Source organism: Vibrio sp. NH-UV-68, assembly GCF_042940635.1.
Taxonomy (GTDB): Bacteria; Pseudomonadota; Gammaproteobacteria; order Enterobacterales; family Vibrionaceae; genus Vibrio; species Vibrio pacinii.
Window position 1 is genome coordinate 966,372 of the sequence record NZ_CP134975.1, and the last position, 17,877, is coordinate 984,248.

At 46.2% G+C, this 17,877-nt stretch carries 12 protein-coding genes; all 12 read left to right on the plus strand.

What is annotated here, in order from left to right:
• Position 1: 1 nt before the first annotated feature.
• Positions 2 to 1,474, plus strand: a complete 1,473-nt coding sequence (tagH, locus tag ViNHUV68_RS04565) for a type VI secretion system-associated FHA domain protein TagH (protein ID WP_391089555.1) — start codon at positions 2 to 4, stop codon at positions 1,472 to 1,474.
• Between the two features lie 2 nt (positions 1,475 to 1,476).
• Complete coding sequence (tssJ, locus tag ViNHUV68_RS04570; protein ID WP_157631206.1) at positions 1,477 to 1,956, plus strand: type VI secretion system lipoprotein TssJ; 480 nt, start codon at positions 1,477 to 1,479, stop codon at positions 1,954 to 1,956.
• 5 nt (positions 1,957 to 1,961) lie between these two features.
• The gene (tssK, locus tag ViNHUV68_RS04575) at positions 1,962 to 3,296 is read left to right on the plus strand and encodes a type VI secretion system baseplate subunit TssK (RefSeq protein ID WP_391089557.1); all 1,335 of its coding nucleotides are present in this window, start codon (positions 1,962 to 1,964) and stop codon (positions 3,294 to 3,296) included.
• A 2-nt stretch (positions 3,297 to 3,298) separates the two neighbouring features.
• Positions 3,299 to 4,072, plus strand: coding sequence for a type IVB secretion system protein IcmH/DotU (icmH, locus tag ViNHUV68_RS04580; protein ID WP_038176964.1), 774 nt, complete (start codon positions 3,299 to 3,301; stop codon positions 4,070 to 4,072).
• Positions 4,073 to 4,175: 103 nt separating this feature from the next.
• Positions 4,176 to 6,704, plus strand: a complete 2,529-nt coding sequence (gene tssH / locus ViNHUV68_RS04585; RefSeq protein WP_391090263.1) for a type VI secretion system ATPase TssH — start codon at positions 4,176 to 4,178, stop codon at positions 6,702 to 6,704.
• A 2-nt stretch (positions 6,705 to 6,706) separates the two neighbouring features.
• Positions 6,707 to 8,296, plus strand: coding sequence for a sigma 54-interacting transcriptional regulator (locus ViNHUV68_RS04590; RefSeq protein WP_391089560.1), 1,590 nt, complete (start codon positions 6,707 to 6,709; stop codon positions 8,294 to 8,296).
• Positions 8,293 to 8,937 (plus strand): type VI secretion system-associated protein VasI, encoded by a 645-nt coding sequence (vasI, locus tag ViNHUV68_RS04595; protein ID WP_391089562.1) that lies wholly within the window; start codon positions 8,293 to 8,295, stop codon positions 8,935 to 8,937. Before ViNHUV68_RS04590 ends, vasI begins: the two co-directional genes overlap by 4 nt.
• Positions 8,938 to 8,939: 2 nt before the next feature.
• Positions 8,940 to 10,340 carry a type VI secretion system protein TssA gene (gene tssA, locus ViNHUV68_RS04600; protein WP_391089564.1) on the plus strand — a complete coding sequence of 467 codons (1,401 nt, stop codon included), beginning with the start codon at positions 8,940 to 8,942 and terminating at the stop codon, positions 10,338 to 10,340.
• Positions 10,341 to 10,400: 60 nt separating this feature from the next.
• The gene (gene tssM, locus ViNHUV68_RS04605; RefSeq protein ID WP_391090265.1) at positions 10,401 to 13,898 is read left to right on the plus strand and encodes a type VI secretion system membrane subunit TssM; all 3,498 of its coding nucleotides are present in this window, start codon (positions 10,401 to 10,403) and stop codon (positions 13,896 to 13,898) included.
• Positions 13,899 to 13,952: 54 nt separating this feature from the next.
• Positions 13,953 to 15,212 carry a type VI secretion system ImpA family N-terminal domain-containing protein gene (locus ViNHUV68_RS04610; RefSeq protein ID WP_391089566.1) on the plus strand — a complete coding sequence of 420 codons (1,260 nt, stop codon included), beginning with the start codon at positions 13,953 to 13,955 and terminating at the stop codon, positions 15,210 to 15,212.
• A 103-nt stretch (positions 15,213 to 15,315) separates the two neighbouring features.
• A complete protein-coding gene (locus ViNHUV68_RS04615) occupies positions 15,316 to 15,753 on the plus strand; it encodes a YcgN family cysteine cluster protein (RefSeq protein WP_391089568.1) in 438 nt (145 codons plus the stop codon).
• Between the two features lie 145 nt (positions 15,754 to 15,898).
• Positions 15,899 to 17,575, plus strand: coding sequence for a mechanosensitive ion channel domain-containing protein (locus tag ViNHUV68_RS04620; protein WP_391089570.1), 1,677 nt, complete (start codon positions 15,899 to 15,901; stop codon positions 17,573 to 17,575).
• Positions 17,576 to 17,877 lie beyond the last annotated feature (302 nt).

The following is a 17,877-nucleotide window of genomic DNA, read 5'->3' on the forward strand; positions in this document are numbered from 1 at the left end:
AATGGATTCTTCGGCTCAACCTAATCTCACCCTGTTAGTGATAAACGCACAGCGACTGGAATCAGGCCTTTCTGCTGCGATGCAGTGGGACAAATCCGGCGGCATTATTGGCTCTGGGTCACACAGTAAATGGCTGCTCAAAGATGGTCAGGGTCAAGTTAAAAGTGAGCACTGTGAAGTGTTGATGTTTGATGGTGCCTTCTGTCTGCGTGACTTAAGTGGCGAGACATTCGTTAATGGGACCGAAATGCCGATCGGCAAAGGATTGCTGGCGAAAATGGTTCACAAAGACCACATCAACATTGGTCCTTACCAACTGCGAGTAATGCTAGGTGACTACGAAGAAGATCACACTGCGGGTCCATTGAGTCAATTATTTGAAGAAACAAGTACTGACTTGCTTGCCGATGATACGTTCGATATCGACACAGAGGGTGAGCAAGAGAGCGAAATCAGCACCGAGCCATTAGCGGCGCTTGATGAACTTATGATCGGCAGCGAGCAAGAGTCACTGATTGACGGTCAACTTGAAACGGCAAGGGAAGACGAGCAGCACTCGATTGTTCCTGAAGAAGATTTAACCCTGCGTACGCCGAATTTTACCGTGCAAGCAGACAGTGATAATGAAATTAGCTCATCAATGACGCTGAAACGCATTCTTAGCTTTGGCTTTGGCAAGAAAGCAGCAGCGCCGAGCAAACCGATGCAACAAACCAATATTGAACAAGCTAGTCAGCTTGAATCACAACAACAGATAACTCACGACAACGTTTCAGAGGGCCTCCAAATGGACGAGCAGACATTAGATTTGCTAGAGGAAGAAGTAGCAAAAAGCATTCAACCAGAACCAAGTACGAATCACAGCCAGTCAGCAACAGGTGGTCACCTATTGACCGGGCCGATGCTTAATGGTTTAGGCGTACAAGTTGATCAAACGGATGATATTGAGCGCATGCACATGCTCTCGCAAGAAATGGGTGAATCGTTACAAGCGTGTATTCAAGGGTTGCTTGATTTACATCAACAGGTCTGTAACGGCCGATTTGGCACCTTGAACCGTAATTTGCAGCCGATTGAAGATAACCCGTTGCGTTTAGGTTTGTCTTACCAAGAGACAATCAAAACCTTGTATGACGCAGAGAAAAGTGCCGTGCATTTGTCGGCGCCGGCAGCCATTGCAGAAAGCTTACGTAATGTTCAAGCGCACAATGAAGCGATGCAACATGCTACTGGTGAAGCGTTAAACCAGATTCTTGGCGCATTTTCGCCACAGGTGCTGCAACGTCGTTTCCAAAACTACAAGCGATCTCATCAAGATACTGCCCACGACACAGACGCCTGGGCGTGGAATATGTACTGCAATTATTACCAAGAGCTGACCTCACATCGCCAACAAGGCTTTGAAAAACTGTTCTGGGAAATTTTTGAGCAAGCGTACGACAAGAAGATTCGCGAGAAGCAACTGGAGTTTTAGGTGTGAGAAATCTGTTATGGATGGGCTTTCTCACTGTGATCCTCACTGCGTGTAGCAGCGAACCGGAACGTTACGATCCTACGCTGTTACCGACCAAAGTGACGTTCAGTATTGTCGCAGGTGATGACGTTAATCCGAGTCTTTGGGGCCAGGCATCACCAGTCGAAATTCAAGTGTTTGAGCTGGTGGACGACTCGATGTTTATGTCATCAAGTTATGACCAGTTGAAAGCGGATTATGAGAAAGCACTGAAAAGTAATTTCGTCAAAAGCTATGACTATGTCTTGATGCCAGGGCAGTTTAAATTCGTCAATCAGATCGAAGTCGATGAAGAGACTAATTATATCGGCATCATGGCGAACTTCTCCGATATTGAGCTGAGTGAGTGGAAGAAAGCGGTCAAAGTACTAAACAAAGGCAGGGAGTATCACCTTTTGATGCTTCTAGATGAATACGACGTGAAGTTGGAAAAGGTGGAATAGACAAGATGTTTGCACGCAATCGTGTTATTTGGAATGAAGGCTTATTTATAAAGCCTCAGCACTTCCAACAGCAGCAAAGATACACAGAATACTATATCGACGAACGCATGAGTTCGGTGAGTCGTTATCTATATGGTGTGTCAGAATTCTCGTTAAACCCAGAATACCTCTCTTTCGGTCGTATCGCGATTGAACGTGCTGTTGGCATTATGCCTGACGGTACTGCGTTCCGTATTCCTCAAGAAGATACACTGCCTGACGCGTTAGAAATAGAAGATGCATCGCTAGCAAATCAACTGGTTTACCTAGCAATTCCGCTGCGTAGTGAGTCCTTAATGGAGGTTAACTGGCCAGAAGTTCAAGGCACAGGGCGCTATGAAAGCCGCCGCCTTGAAGTTCGTGATGTCCATACCGTACAAGGCGACATGACGACCATTGATGTGTCACCGATGCGCATTCAATTGATGCTTGAGAAAGAAGATCGTAGCGCGTATGCGTCAATGGCGGTCGGTCGCATTTTAGAAAAACGTCCTGATGGCAGTGTGGTGATGGACGCCGATTTTATTCCGTGTCACCTCAATGTGGTCGGTAATGTAGCTTTGCACCGTTTTGTTAATGAAATTTCAGGTCTGATGCGTGAACGCGCCAAGAATATTGCTCAGCGTATTAGTTCACCATCACAAGGTGGTGTTGCGGATGTGTCTGACTTTATGTTGCTGCAAGCTCTAAACCGCTTACAGCCGCAGATGCAACATTTGGCAGAGTTACGTAGTCTCCACCCAGAGCGCTTGTTTGAATGTCTGTCAACAGTGGCTGGTGAACTAGCGACCTTTACCGACGAAAGCCGTCTGCCACCGAAAACCGTTAGCTATAACCATGATATGCCAACGGAGTCGTTCTGGCCTTTGATCCGTAATCTACGTCAGTCGCTCAGTGTGGTACTTGAACCGAGAGCGGTATCCATTCAGTTAGATAAACGTAAGTACGGCTTGATGGTCGCGCCAATTCAAGATCCACAGTTGATGGCGAGCGCTGACTTTATTATCGCTGTCAAGGCGCGTATGCCAATGGATGAGCTGCGTCGTCAATTCACTCAGCAAACCAAAGTTTCGTCTGTTGAGAAAATTCGTGAGCTTATTTCACTGCAATTGCCTGGTGTCCCTCTGGTTGCGTTGCCAGTTGCACCACGTCAGCTTCCTTATCACGCGGGTTACACCTATTACCAATTGGATAAGACCAGCAGTGCCTGGAGTATGCTTCAGCACTCTAGTGGTTTTGCGTTCCACGTGGCAGCGGCATTTGAAGAACTCGATCTGCAGTTCTGGGCAATCAGGAGTTAAGCATGGATATCAATAAAAAAGACAGTAAATACAGCAGCTTGCTATTTGATGATGTCGAGAGAATCAATCATGACCAGGACTACTGGTTTCAGATGCGCGGCAGTTTGAATAACCCATTGATTGATGCGGCGACCCCGCTGCTTGGTTTGGCACTGCGAGTTCGCCAACTGGCTGAGTGTGACAATATTGAAGCCATTTATGAGCAGACTGTTGAAGAGATCAAAACCATTGAAATTGAGCTCACGGAGCTTGGTTATGAACACGCGGTGTTAATGGCTTATCGCTACATTCTGTGTACGTTTTTGGACGAGTCTGTGATGGGAACGTCGTGGGGCGCATCAACAGTTTGGGCAGAGCATTCCATGCTCTCGCGCTTTCATAATGAAACGTGGGGAGGCGAAAAAGTTTTTACCATCCTTAAGCGTCTTGAAGCTGAACCTGAACAGTACAAACCGTTGCTTGAATTCATCTATCAATGTTTAGTGCTTGGTTTCGAAGGCAAATATCGCGTGATTGAATCAGGGAAGATTGAGCGTGAGAAAGTCATTAGTCAGTTGCACAAATTGCTTAATCGAGATAATGAGGCCGATATTGCTCAGCTCACGAGCGCCACTGAGCATGTGGTGCGTTCTAAGTACAAATTGAGTAAGCAGGTGCCTTTGTGGTCGATATTTGTAGGCTTTGTCGTGCTATGGAGTGGCGCGTTTCTCGGCTACAGCTACTTACTCCACGTCAAAACCAGTGACGTAATCGAACAACTCAATCAAATTCTATAAAAATAATTAAGGCTAGGTGATTGCCGTGATACGTATTGAACTACCCACTCTTATTGCTAAATTAAATCAACAGAGCAAGCTTGCCCTAGAGCAGGCAGCGTCTGTGTGTATTGAACGTCAGCACAGTGAAATTACTTTTGAGCACTATCTTGAAGTCTTATTAGACAACCCACTTTCAGATGTGCGCGTGATCTTGAAGCAGTCTGACTTATCGATTGATGACATTAAACAAGCCATTGTGACCAGTTTTGTTCGCGAACAAGCGCTTGATAGTTATCCAGCGTTTTCTCCACTATTGGTAGAGCTGCTTCAAGAAGCTTGGCTATTATCAACCACCGAACTGGATCAACCGGAACTTCGCTCAGGTGCCATTCTATTGGCTGCGTTGACACGAGCTGATCGCTATATGGACCATAAGTTGGTGCGTATTGTTGATGGTATTAATCGCGAGAGCTTGAAAAAGCACTTTGATATGGTGCTCGCTGACTCTTCAGAAACACAAGTTGAACCAAGCTCGCCAGGTAAAACGTTGGCACAAGAGGGTAGCGATACCTCTATTCTTGCCAAATACTGCACTAACGTGACCGAGCAGGCGCGCCAGAATCAACTGGATCCTGTGCTTTGTCGTGAAAACGAAATCAACCTTATGATTGATATCCTATGTCGACGACGCAAGAACAATCCGATCGTGGTCGGGGATGCCGGTGTTGGTAAGAGCGCTATGATTGAGGGGTTGGCCCTTCGCGTGGTCGCTGGGACCGTGCCTTTGCAACTACAAGGTGTTGAACTTCACTCACTCGATTTAGGTTTGTTGCAAGCAGGTGCTTCAGTTAAAGGTGAGTTCGAGAAGCGCCTTAAAGGGGTCATTGATGCGATTAAGCACTCACCAAAACCGATCATTTTGTTCATCGATGAAGCGCACACCCTAATCGGAGCGGGCAATCAAGAAGGGGGCGGTGATGCGGCTAACTTACTTAAACCAGCGCTCGCTCGAGGTGAACTAAGCACCATCGCAGCAACCACGTGGAAAGAGTACAAAAAGTACTTTGAGAAAGATCCGGCATTAACCCGCCGTTTCCAACTGGTTAAACTTGATGAGCCAAGTGTAGAGCAAGCGGTTGATATTCTACGCGGGTTGAACAGCGTGTATGAGAAAACGCACAATGTTCTGATCACCGATGATGCATTGAAAGCGGCGGCTGAGTTGTCGGTGCGTTATATCTCGGGTCGACAACTGCCTGATAAAGCGATTGACGTACTCGACACCGCCTGTGCACGTATTGCCATCAATTTGACCGCGCCACCAAAACGTTTAGCGTTTATCGAAACCGCTTGTCACCAACGTCAACTTGAAATCGATATGCTGGAACGAGCTCAATTACTCGGTAAAGACGTTGACCATGAACGTCTGGAAGAGCTTAAAATTCAAGAGGCAGAAGACGAACAAGAGCGTGAGCGCTTGACGGCTCAGTGGCAGCAGCAAAAAGAGTTGGTTGAAGAGATTATTGAACTTAGAGCTTCGCTCACAAGCGAGCAACAAAACGCTTTACCTGTCGATCAGCGCGAGCAAATTGTCGCGACCATCCGCGAAAAATATCAGCAGTTAGATGCCATTCCCCACACTGAACGTCTGATTCATCCTCAAGTTGATGCTCAGCAAGTCGCGGAAGTGATAGCCGATTGGACGGGGGTGCCTGTTGATCAAATGAACAGCGATGAACTGCATAAGATTACGCACTTAGCGAGCATTTTAGGTCAGTCAATCAAGGGGCAAGATGTCGCCATTGAACGTGTTCATCGACACCTTCTGACCGCTCGTGCCGATTTACGTCGTCCAGGCCGACCAAAAGGGGCTTTCTTACTCGTGGGGCCTAGTGGTGTCGGTAAAACCGAAACAGTAGTACAGCTTGCCCAGCACTTGTATGGCGGTAAGCAATTTCTAACCACGATTAACATGTCTGAGTATCAAGAGAAACACACAGTATCGCGTTTAATCGGTTCACCTCCGGGTTATGTTGGCTACGGTGAAGGTGGCATATTGACGGAAGCGATTCGTAAGATGCCCTATTCAGTAGTGTTGCTTGATGAGGTAGAAAAAGCCCATCCGGAAGTCCTCAACCTTTTCTATCAAGCCTTTGATAAAGGGGAACTTGCCGATGGTGAAGGTCGCATTATCGATTGCCAGAATATTGTCTTCTTCCTAACTTCAAACTTAGGTTTCCAGACCATTGTTGATTACGCTGACCAAGTCGAAAAGCTTGATGATGCACTCTATCCAGAGTTGGCCGCTTTCTTCAAACCCGCGCTATTGGCAAGAATGGAAGTGGTTCCTTATATGCCACTTAGTAACGAAGTGCTTGAGTCTATTGTGCGCTTTAAGCTTTCGCGTCTCGAAACACTCTTTAAAGAACGTTATGCAGCGGAAGTATTGATCGAAGATTCGCTGATAGATGAAATCTTATCGCGTGCGACTCGCTCAGAAAATGGCGCGCGTATGCTAGAAGCGATTATCGAAGGTCAATTATTACCACCAATTTCGCTGGCGTTACTCAACAAGCTTTCTGAGCAGCAACCTGTGACTCGTATTTACCTTGCTGCGCAAGACGGTGAGTTTATCGGCGAGGTTGAGTAGTGATGTCTAACTGGTTAGAGCGAGTCACTGATCTTATTGGCATCAAGACCAAGAGTGAGCTGATGGCTCGGTTTGTAGAAATTGTTGTGGGTGAGTTGAGTCTGTCTAACTGCATGATGTTAATGCCTAACTCAGAGGGACGTCGTCTCGTTCCTCATGATGGGCAGACTAACGTCTCGTGGGGGGTCGATGATCTCAATAATCCATTTGCCCATGTGTTGCAAAGCGCATCACCAATGGCACTCTCTTCGGATGAGTTATTGTTCTGGCAATCCGATCGCGCTTTTGCTGAGTTGGTGGCTGGGGTTGGCATGTTTGAAAGCGTGTGTATTCATCCTCTGCCGTTGAACTCGAAGCAGGTGCAGTTAGTGCTGTTCATGTTGGGAGATCAACGCACGGTCAGTCGAGCGTTTGCAAGCCAAGACTGCATTAAGTTTGTTGATGTGTTCACCAAACAATGGCATTTGCTTGAAGAGATGGAGCGCGAGCAGCGTGACATTAAAGTGTTGTCTGAATCGCTTAGCGATATTCAGCGCGACACAAAGTTGCGTGATATGGCGGATAAACTGTCTGAGTCATTGATTGGCCAAAGTGGTTCGATGCAAAGGCTTCGTCAGCAAATCGTCAGTGCGGCGGAATCAAAGCTTTCGGTTATGGTACAAGGTGATACCGGAACGGGTAAAGAGTTGGTCGCACAAGCGATTCATCATCTATCCACTCGTAGTGCGCAGCCATTAGTGGCAATTAACTGTGCTGCTATCCCCGAAAACCTGCTTGAAAGTGAGTTATTTGGTTACTGTAAAGGGGCATTCTCTGGCGCTGAATCTGACCGAAAAGGTCTGATCGCTCAAGCCGATGGTGGGACACTATTTCTCGACGAAATTGGTGATATGCCGCTTTCACTTCAAGCTAAGTTGCTTCGCGTTCTCGAAACCAAACAATTTCGCCCGATTGGGGGCAAAGAAGAGCTCAGCTCAGATTTTCGTTTGGTCTCGGCAACGCATGTTAACTTGCTGGCACAAGTACGTAGCAAGCAGTTTCGCCAAGATTTGTACTATCGTCTGTTCCAATACCCACTCACTTTGCCGCGTTTGTCTGAACGCCTCGAAGATATTGATCAGTTGAGCCAACATTTTGTTAGTGAATTCAATCGACAACATGGGACTAAAATCCGTGGTTTACATTACCGTGCTCTGGACTGCTTAAAGCAGTACACCTTCCCGGGAAATGTGCGTGAGTTAAAACATTTAGTGGAATTTGGCTGTGCTCAGTGCCGCGATGAATCTGAAGTGAGTGAAGGCAGTTTCGCCAATCGCATCGCGTGCTTGAACTTTGAATTGCAAAGTGCCGAGCCAGCAATGCATCACAATCTACAGTCAACCTTTATCAGTGATCATCCTTATGCGCCAGCTCAAGGGGGCTTTTCTGCCATTAATGACCTGAAACAGGCGATGAATGATTATGAAGAGCAGATCATTCGTGAGCGTTTGAATCAATTTTCGGGTGATCGTGGTAAAGCGGCCAAGAGTTTAGGTATCCCTAAGCGCACACTCGCCTACAAATGTCAGAAGTTGGAGATCAAAGCGTTATGAAAACCTCGACTTGGCTACTGACAATATCGGTTAACAGCTTATTGTTTAGTGCCCAGACGGTGGCGAGTGACGCCACAATGTCCCCGCTTGAGCGTGCCCAGCAATGCACCACCATTAGCGAGCGCCTTGAGCGATTAAGTTGCTTTGATCAAGCCCTAAATACACCAACACAGTTATCGACTCAGTCTTTAGGCGATAACAAACCACAAGCTTGGCATACCGCGTTTACCACCGCACTTGAAGCGCAGCCAATCAATGTGATTGAGCAGGGCGATAAAGACAATGGTGATGCGTGGTTAACGCTATCCGTGGCGCAAACTCAAGATAAGCCTTCACCTGTGTTGATGATGAGCTGTATTAACAAAATAAGCCGGATTGAATTGGCGCTACCGACTGCCCTGGAAGATGCACGGATTCAGGTTTCTGTTGCTTATGGCCCAAAACAGCATTGGCGCAGCGATGATGTTGGGGTGTTGTTCTCGTCAGCACGAGGAATGCCTGCGATTTCTATGATGAAAGCGATGACGAAAAACTCGCGTTTGACTCTGCGCTCAAATTCGCCGCAGATTGACGGCCTAAAATTTGACGCTACGCAGTTAGATCAAGCCCTAGTGCCATTGCGACAAAGGTGTGGGTGGTAACAATGGACATTACTCAGTATCGAGCCAGCATTGTGCGCCCGATCAGCGCAGAGTCACCAGTCGGTGAACGACTATTGGATGAGCCGCTGTTTGATTTTGTTGAAGATCAAATGATGAAGGTGGGTTCGTTATCTCATGCCAGTGTGCAGTGGCAAGAGGTCGAGCATAGTACCGTCACCTTGTTGAATGAGAAAAGTAAAGACATCAAACTGTTGGTTTACCTTTTGCAGTGTTTGCATCATCAATTGACCCCCAAACGTTTGATCACTTCTTTTGGTGTCATGAGTGATTTTATTACCCACTATTGGCAAGACTGTTTTCCAGCTCCGGGTAAACGCGGCAACCTGCCGAGACGAAAGTTTTTTAGTCAAATCTGCCAGCGTTTTTCATTGGCCGTGGATAAGTTTGATTTTGCCACACTCGATAGCCAAGACCGAGAGGAGTTGCAACAAACGGTGCAAGAGTGGCAGGCGGTCATTGAAGCCAACGAGTTATCGTCTGATGTGGCCGAGTCGGTAGTGGTGACGATTGTTAATCAACTAACAAGAGCTCAAGAGCGAGAGAAAGTCGCGCAAGCCGCGCAGCAGCAACCTGCTCCGACGAGTACGTCACCAACGTCCTCGTCATCTTTAGCGATTGACAATTCAAGTGACAAAGCGGCTAAACAGACACTGCTGAAAGTCGCGGAATATCTTTCTGAACAAGAATTCTCGGGCGCGCTGGCCATTCGCGTGCGTCGCCATGCGCTATGGGGGGCGATTACTACGCTTCCTGATCACGATCATCAAGGCCAAACCTTGCTAAGAGGAATGCAAACTGAGCGCGTGAAAGAGTATCAAGATCATCTGCATCAACCGGATCTCGCACTATGGCGTCGAGTGGAACAGAGCTTGACCATCGCACCGTATTGGTTTGAAGGTCAACTGATGAGTCACGATATCGCAAAGGCATTGGGCCAAGAAGGATGGTGCAAAGCGATTATTGAAGAAACTCAAGCGTTTATTGAGCGATTCCCCACGGTTGTGGAACTGAAATTTAAAGGGGGCGCGCCATTTATTAGTGACGCAGTTCGAGAGTGGCTCACTGCTTATCAAGGCGGCACGGCGGCTGTTTCAGGCTCTGGCAGTTGGCAAGAGCAGCGCGACGAAGCGTTCAGTTTGGCCAAAGAGGGCGGGATTGCGGTCGCGATGTCGATGCTCAATGATGGTTTAGTGGCTGCAACAGAGCCTCGCGATCGTTTTTACTGGCGCTTATTGAGTGCCGATCTTCTTAAACATAACCACCTAGATGCGATGGCTAAAGAGCAATATCAAACCTTAAAACAAGAAATTACACAGACGAGCGTTACCCAGTGGGAGCCGTCACTCATCGAACAATTAGAACGAAATACAGCGTCAGATTAAGCTAAGGGACTATCCATGTGGAAAAGTATCATTGGGATCGTTAAGAAATTTAAGCCGGGTATTGCAGCAGCGCTTCCAATTCTGTTGTTTACACTCTTTATTCTATTAAATGTCGCTATTTGGTGGGCCGGTCCTTGGTTAGAAATTCAAGGCAGCAAACCATTAGAGAGCGTATTTGCTCGCGGTTTAGCGAGTGCGCTATTCATGCTTTTCTCCCTATCAGGCTGGGGAATTTGGCAGTGGCGAAAACTGCAAGGTTTCAAAGGTCAGCAAAAGCGCGAAGAGCAGTTAAAACAAGATCCGATCCAGGTCTACGAAGAGCGCCAAGAAGCCGAACTTAATGACGTGATGAAAGAGATGAAGCAGAGTCTCAACACACGTAATTACCTTTATGCTTTACCTTGGTATCTAGTACTTGGTTTGGAAAATGCTGGTAAAACCAGTTTGATCAATCGCTCTGGACAGAATTTCGCGTTATCTTCGGTGATGCGCGCTTCTGGGCAAAAGAGTGAGAACCCATACTCATTCGACTGGTGGATTGGTGATGAGTCGGTACTGATTGACCCTGACGGTGAATTGCTCACTCAGGGAAATCGTAGCGAAGACAATGATGGTGAACTGGAGCGTCGTTTGTGGCTTCACTTTGTCAATTGGTTAGAGAAAACACGCAGTCGCAGACCGCTTAACGGTGTTGTACTGGCATTGGATGTATCGCATTTAGCAACCTCTACTGCGAGTGAGCGTAAAGCCTATGCCAATCTATTGCGCGCACGTATTCGTGAGTTGATGGAAACATTGGCTACTCGTCTGCCCGTTTATATTACGCTGACAAAGCTCGATCTGCTCTACGGTTTTGAACCATTCTTCAAACACTATTCCAAGTCGCAACGTGATGAAGTGCTGGGTTTTACCTTTTCACTTGAATCGGTCGATAACCTTGACCATTGGCTCGAAGAGTTCGATAACGACTATGGTCAATTTGTTGCCCGTATTAATGATCTCTTTCCTCATGCGGTTGCAGAGCCAATTGATCAAGAAGAGCGCGACGCCATTTATAGCTTTACGCGTCAAATGTCCGGGTTGCAAAGTATCTTGAAAGAGTTTTTCCAAGATGCGCTCTCTAGCGACCAGTTTTCGACGTCAGCCTTGGTTCGTGGTGCTTACTTTACTTCGGTCTATCAACAAGGCGTACCAAGTAATGCCTTTGGTGACTCTGCGTCACGCCGATATGGTTTATCGCATTCGGTTAATAAAGCGCAAAACGCGAAGAACTCAACGGTCTATTTTACTCAGCAGTTGTTTAGCAATGTTATCTATCCTGAAGCGGGATTAGCCTCTGATAACTTCCGGGTCGCGAAGCAAAAGCGCCGTTTGATGGGGCTGTCGTTTGCCGCTTGTTTGGTGGCGTCGGTATTACTGTTCGGAACTTGGCATCGTTACTATCAGGTCAACGTTAATCAATCAGATGCGGTATTGACCAAGGTGAATGAGTACAAAGCTAAGTACCCATCGAATCTTGCGTTGGCGTCACAAAAGGATATTTTGGAGCCATTAAACAAAATTCGTCAAGCGACGTTAGAGTTTGGTTTCTTTCGTGAAAAACCACGTTACATCTCGGACTTTGGTCTTTATCAAGGGCATACAATCGGACCAATGGTTGAAGATACCTACTTAAACTTATTGGAAAACCGCTTCCTCCCCTTGTTGATGGCTGATGTTGTCGTCGCACTTGAGCAAGCGAAAACCGAAGAAGAAAAGCTCGCGGTACTGCGTGTCTATCGCATGATGGTTGATAAAAGTGGTCGTTATAAAGACTATGTTCTTGATTATTTTGGCAAGTATTGGCAACGCGCCTTCGCAGGACAAAAGAAAGTCCAAGGCGAGTTGATTGAGCATTTAGATTACGCGATGCGCCACACCGATTTGGCCAGTGCGCGAGCTCAAGGAGATGCGTTCGCAGAGCAAGTGATGAAACCTTATGATGGCACTATTGCTAAGGTTCAGTCTGAACTGAGCACGATGCCGAACGATCAACGTGTTTATCGTAACCTTAAGCTCAATGCGCAAACCGTGCTTGGTCCTGCTATCAGTATTCGCAACTTAGTCGGGCCTATTTTTGATATCGTATTTGAAGAACGTGTTGCTAATAGTAGCTTATACATCCCACAAATGCTGACCAAAGAGGGCTTTGAAAACTACTTTATGCCGCGCTCTGAATCGGTATCTGAGTTGGCCCTGATTGACAGCTGGGTGCTGGGGCAGTCAAAAGTTGCTCAGTTTAGTGAAGCGGATAAACAGGTACTGCGTGAGAAGATCCGCAATCTATATGTCGCCGATTACGTCAATACCTGGCGAGCGGCGCTCAATGATATCGATATGAAGTATTTCGGTGATATCAATGATGCGGTTATGGTGCTAGAAAATCTCACTGGTAACGTTGAGCCAATGCAGCGTCTGCTGCGCACGTTGGAAAATAATACCCAAGTGATTGCGGGTTTAGACCCAGACAGTGAAGCAAAGGATGAGCTTTTAAAAAGTGCTAAGTACAAAGTGGCGTCGAGCATTCAATCGCCATTCGCGGAACTTAACTTGATGCTTAAACCTGTCGGCGAACAGCCAGCTTATATCAATGAAGTATTGGCATCGGTTGATGAACTCAAAACCTATCTGAAAGCGATCCAAGAGTCACCAGATGTTGGTATGGCGGCATTAGATGCGACTAAAGCACGGGTCAAGCTGGTCAGCGCCGACCCTATTTATACCTTAAAGCGGATTTCATCAGGTTTGCCAAGGCCACTTGACAGCATGGTGGCAAAACTCGCTGATGAGAGCTGGTATGTGGTTAAGCAAGAGGCAATTAAGCACTTGGAAGTACGTTGGTATGAAGACGTTTACCAGCCTTACTACACTAAACTAGCCAGTCGCTATCCGTTTAATGAACAGTCGAACAAAGATGTGGCGTTACAAGATTTTGAAGCCTTCTTTGCTCCGCAGGGAACGTTAGATAATTTCTACAATAACCAGTTGAAAGTGTTTATTGAAGAGAACATTGCGGTTGATGAGTATGACAGTGCCCAGTCGATTATTCGCCCTGAAGTATTGGCACAAATTGCTCAAGCGCAGCGCATTCGCCAAGCTTTCTTTAATCGAAAAGGGATTTTGGACGTCAATTTCTCGGTTGAGCCGCTGCAGCTAAGTGGCAACAAACGGCGCAGTGTCTTGAATGTAGATGGCCAGTACTTAACGTACAGTCATGGGCCACGTGAAGGTGCCGAGCTGATTTGGCCAAACACATTGCGAGATTCGGCGGTGTCGAAAGTGACCTTAGTACCAACGAAGTCTAACTTGTCACCACGCAGTATTAATCTCAAGGGACCATGGGCATTTTTCCGCTTGCTCGAAGAGGGCAGTGTCTTGTCAGCGAGTAAAACATCGGTCGACTATCGTTTCTCGGTCGATGGTGGAGAGATGATTTATCGAATCAACGCCGAGTCTGATGCGAACCCGTTCACTGAGAGGCTGTTTAAGTCGTTCAAGCTTTCTAAAACCCTGTATTAACCAGAAAAAGGAGCAAGGTAACTTGCTCCTTTGACTACTAGGACCGAAGTTTCCATGTCCACAACGATTTTTCTTGATCACAATGTTTACCATATCGTTTCAGACTCACAAGCGATTCGACACCTTGAACACTACCAACAGGTACGTGATGAAATTAATGCACGCTTTAATCCACTTTCGGGTGGGACGAATTGGCAAGCGGTTTATGAGTGTTGTGAAGCACTAGCCAAAGGACCTGGTATTGATCTGTTGCTTAGCAGTTACATGACCATTGCTAAACTCAAAATAGAAGGGCTGACCGGTTATGCTAACGGCTTAGAGTTAATTATGCAGTGTTTATTGGTATTACCAAAACCAGACACTAAGTCGGCCAAAATGCGCAAAGAAGTTCTCGATTGGGTCAATGGTAAAGCGATCCCTGAGCTGAAAAAGATGAAACCGACTCAGGAACAGCTTCGCGATTTGTATCGCAGTGAACGCTTGTGTGAACGGATTAATGATTGGTTAACTCTGCAACAACCAGAACAAAGGGTTAACTTCGAGGGGGTAGGGTTTGTTTTGTTCGAGCATATTGATCAGATAGAAACGCGCTACCATACGGCGCTCAAGCGCCAAGAAAAACAGCGCCAAGAATCCAGTGAGAAAGTTAGCCCACAACGTTTTCGTTTGGGTTTAGTTGCTGCGGGTTTACTGGGCAGCGTGATTGGCGGGGGCGGGTTGTGGGCTTATAGTCACCCCGATTTTTTTCATAAATATTATTACAAACAATCGGTTGAAGTACCTTCGCTCGACAGTCGCAATTTACCTGACTTTGTTGAATTCACCAGCCCAGATACACTGCAGTCATTTCGCAATGAAATGGTGCCTATGTATCAAGCGTCGATTAAGCGCAACACCCAGGTGTCGATAGAGCAGCCTTATTTAGAGGCAATGGAGCAGCTCAACATTTTGCAGCAGCTTTATGCAGATAATGAGCAGGTGGTTGCAATCAGTGATCAGCTTGGTCAAGATCAGCAATACGCTCTTGAGCAAGCGGACGAGTTTGTCGCTCGCTTTAGTGAAATTCGCACCAAAATGGCCAATGTTGCACTGTTAGCGAAAAAGCGTCGTTGGTCTGATGTGGCCAACGAAACAAAATCGTTAGAGTCTTTTGCGGTCAGTCTATCGCCAATATACGGCCGCGTAGGGTACGTTGAAGAGTTGATAGAGAAGCAGCAATATCAGCAAGCACAACAAGAGTTTGAAGAGCTCAAACGCAGGCTAAACAATTTAAGTTGGAAAGTGGCGCAGTTAAATCAAATGCTTGAACAGTAGTTAATAGAATGTTCACCCTAACTACTTGCACTTTCGGCTCAGGATCTATATAAATTCGGCTTTGCTTTTTCATCAAGTACTCGAGTAGTTAGGGTTTAGACACATGACGCAGTTTTGGCAACAAAAATCATTAGAAGAGATGACTGAACAAGAGTGGGAATCTTTGTGTGATGGCTGTGGTAAATGTTGTCTGCATAAATTGATGGATGAAGACAGTGATGAGATCTATTACACCAATGTTGCATGTAGCTGGTTAAACAGCAAAACCTGTTCGTGTAAAGATTACCCAAACCGTTTCACCTCAGGTGAAGAGTGCACAAAGTTGACTCGTGATGATATCGACGACTTTACCTGGCTTCCACACACATGCGCGTATCGTTTGCTGGCAGAAAAACAACCTCTGCCAGAGTGGCACCCATTGATCACAGGTTCCAAATCTGCCATGCATGCCGCCGGTGAAAGCGTGCGTAATAAGGTGGTTTACGAAATTGATGTCGTCAATTGGGAAGATCACATTTTGAATCATCCTAACCGAGACTAGTTGAGACAAACAGCCGCCATTCGCGGCTGTTTTTGTATTTGCTGACGGCTAACAGTGAGAATGCAAAACTTGTACGGAGAGTGGTGTACACTAGAAAGCATCAATTTGTAAAACAAAGACTTGTTTGAGTCTTTTTGAGGTAAATATGGGACAAGTCAAACGTTCACATTTCTCTTTTTTCTGCTGGTCACTGGTTGCGGTGCTAGCCTTGGTTGTCAGCCTGAATGCTCATGCTGTCGAAGAGTCCACGCAACCGGTATTATCTCGAGACGCAATAGCGCTGCAGACAATTAATAGCGATTTAAAAGATCTGAGTGATTCTTTGAACAGTGCCAGCGGCGATGAAAAGGATGCTCTGCAACTCAAGTTATTTCAAAAAAATGAAGAGCTCAGAGCGCAACTGACGAGTGCGATCAACAGCCAAAGCATTGATAAGGAAATGTTGATTGCGCAAGTGGAAATGCAGCGAAAGTACACCAGCAATGCCACTGCCTATCTTGAAAGTAAGATCAAAGCACTGAACGTAAAAATCGATGAAGCTGAGAATACCGAGCGATTGTCGTTGATTACCGAATATCAAGAGTTACAACATTACCTTGATGAAGTCATTACCTCCCGTTGGCAGAATATTCAGTGGCTCAAAGCGCTCGGTCTTGATGAAGCCGTGGCAGAAGAGCAACTGCGCAATGTAGTGCTGAAAAGGCTGCGATTAGTGTCCGCATCTGTTGAGTACTTTAATCAACAGATAAGTGTGGTTGGTAAGCAACTTACGGTCAGTCCAGAGTCGGAAAAATCAGCATTGCAACTTAATCAGTTGGTGATTAAACAGCGCATGAGTATTGCGGTCGACAGCCTCTCTACACTGATTAACCTAGCAGACAAGCTTGATATCGATAGTGCCGAGTACAAACGCTTGCAGTTTGAAGTGACCGGCAGTATTACTCAAGATTTGCTCAATGGTCCGGTAATGTTAGCGATTGTGACAACTTGGACGGACAACTTATGGCATTGGATGGTCAATAATGCACCCCAGCATTTATTCCAACTGTTTGTCTTTGCCTTAATCCTGCTTGCGACAAGTATGCTCGCAAAGTTGGTGCGTAAAGTCGTGAGTAAGACAGTGGTGACCAAAAACCTCAATTTGTCGCACTTGATGCAAGACTTCTTTATCGGCATGTCAGGCAAGTTCATCTGGGTGATTGGCTTTTTAGTCGCCTTGTCACAAATTGGCTTAAACCTTGCCCCTGTGCTGACTGGTTTCGGGATTGCAGGTGTGATTATTGGTTTTGCCTTGCAAGATACCCTGTCGAACTTTGCGGCGGGGATGATGTTACTAATCTATCGTCCGTTTGATGTGGGTGACTTTGTTTTTGCGGGTGGCGTTGATGGTAAGGTCAGCCATATGAGTTTGGTTAACACCACCATTAAAACGTTTGATAATCAGATCATTATTATTCCGAACAGCAAAATTTGGGGTGATGTTATCAAGAACGTTACTCATGAGCGTGTTCGTCGCGTTGATATGGTGTTTGGTATCGGTTATGCCGATGATCTGCTAAAAGCAGAGCAGGTTTTGACTGACATTATCACCTCACACCCCTCGGTATTACGTACTCCTGAGCCGATGGTCAAAGTGCACACACTTAATACCTCTTCGGTCGATTTCATTGTTCGTCCATGGGTGAAAACGGATGACTATTGGGACGTTTATTGGGATGTGACGAAAGAGGTCAAGCTTAGGTTCGATAAAGAAGCGATCTCGATTCCTTTCCCACAACAAGATGTCCATTTGCACATGGTCAATCAAGATCACACTGCCTAATCACTTCATAAAAGAGCGTCGATTGGCGCTCTACTTTATCTGCTATTTTTGTAAAACATCTTCATCTTGGTAGCAAGCCGCCATGATTATCTTTCCTCTAGAAGAGCAGTGACTAAACGCATTGTTTAGTTCTATTCATTGGAGCGATAAGGTCAAATACTGGTCCGTTATTCACTGAGTTCTAAACTGGGTGTCTATAACGTACGTGAGATAGGTGAGGTTAATTTTAATCAGAAAAGTCCTGCGACTTTGTCGCGAATGATGTCTGATCGCCTTTAATACCCCCCCTCTCTCAATTTACT

Coding starts and splice junctions, on each gene's coding strand:
- tagH (WP_391089555.1), top strand. CDS start 2: ATGGATTCTTCGGCTCAACCTAATCTCACCCTGTTAGTGATAAACGCA.
- tssK (WP_391089557.1), top strand. CDS start 1,962: ATGTTTGCACGCAATCGTGTTATTTGGAATGAAGGCTTATTTATAAAG.
- icmH (WP_038176964.1), top strand. CDS start 3,299: ATGGATATCAATAAAAAAGACAGTAAATACAGCAGCTTGCTATTTGAT.
- ViNHUV68_RS04590 (WP_391089560.1), top strand. CDS start 6,707: ATGTCTAACTGGTTAGAGCGAGTCACTGATCTTATTGGCATCAAGACC.
- vasI (WP_391089562.1), top strand. CDS start 8,293: ATGAAAACCTCGACTTGGCTACTGACAATATCGGTTAACAGCTTATTG.
- tssA (WP_391089564.1), top strand. CDS start 8,940: ATGGACATTACTCAGTATCGAGCCAGCATTGTGCGCCCGATCAGCGCA.
- ViNHUV68_RS04610 (WP_391089566.1), top strand. CDS start 13,953: ATGTCCACAACGATTTTTCTTGATCACAATGTTTACCATATCGTTTCA.
- ViNHUV68_RS04615 (WP_391089568.1), top strand. CDS start 15,316: ATGACGCAGTTTTGGCAACAAAAATCATTAGAAGAGATGACTGAACAA.
- ViNHUV68_RS04620 (WP_391089570.1), top strand. CDS start 15,899: ATGGGACAAGTCAAACGTTCACATTTCTCTTTTTTCTGCTGGTCACTG.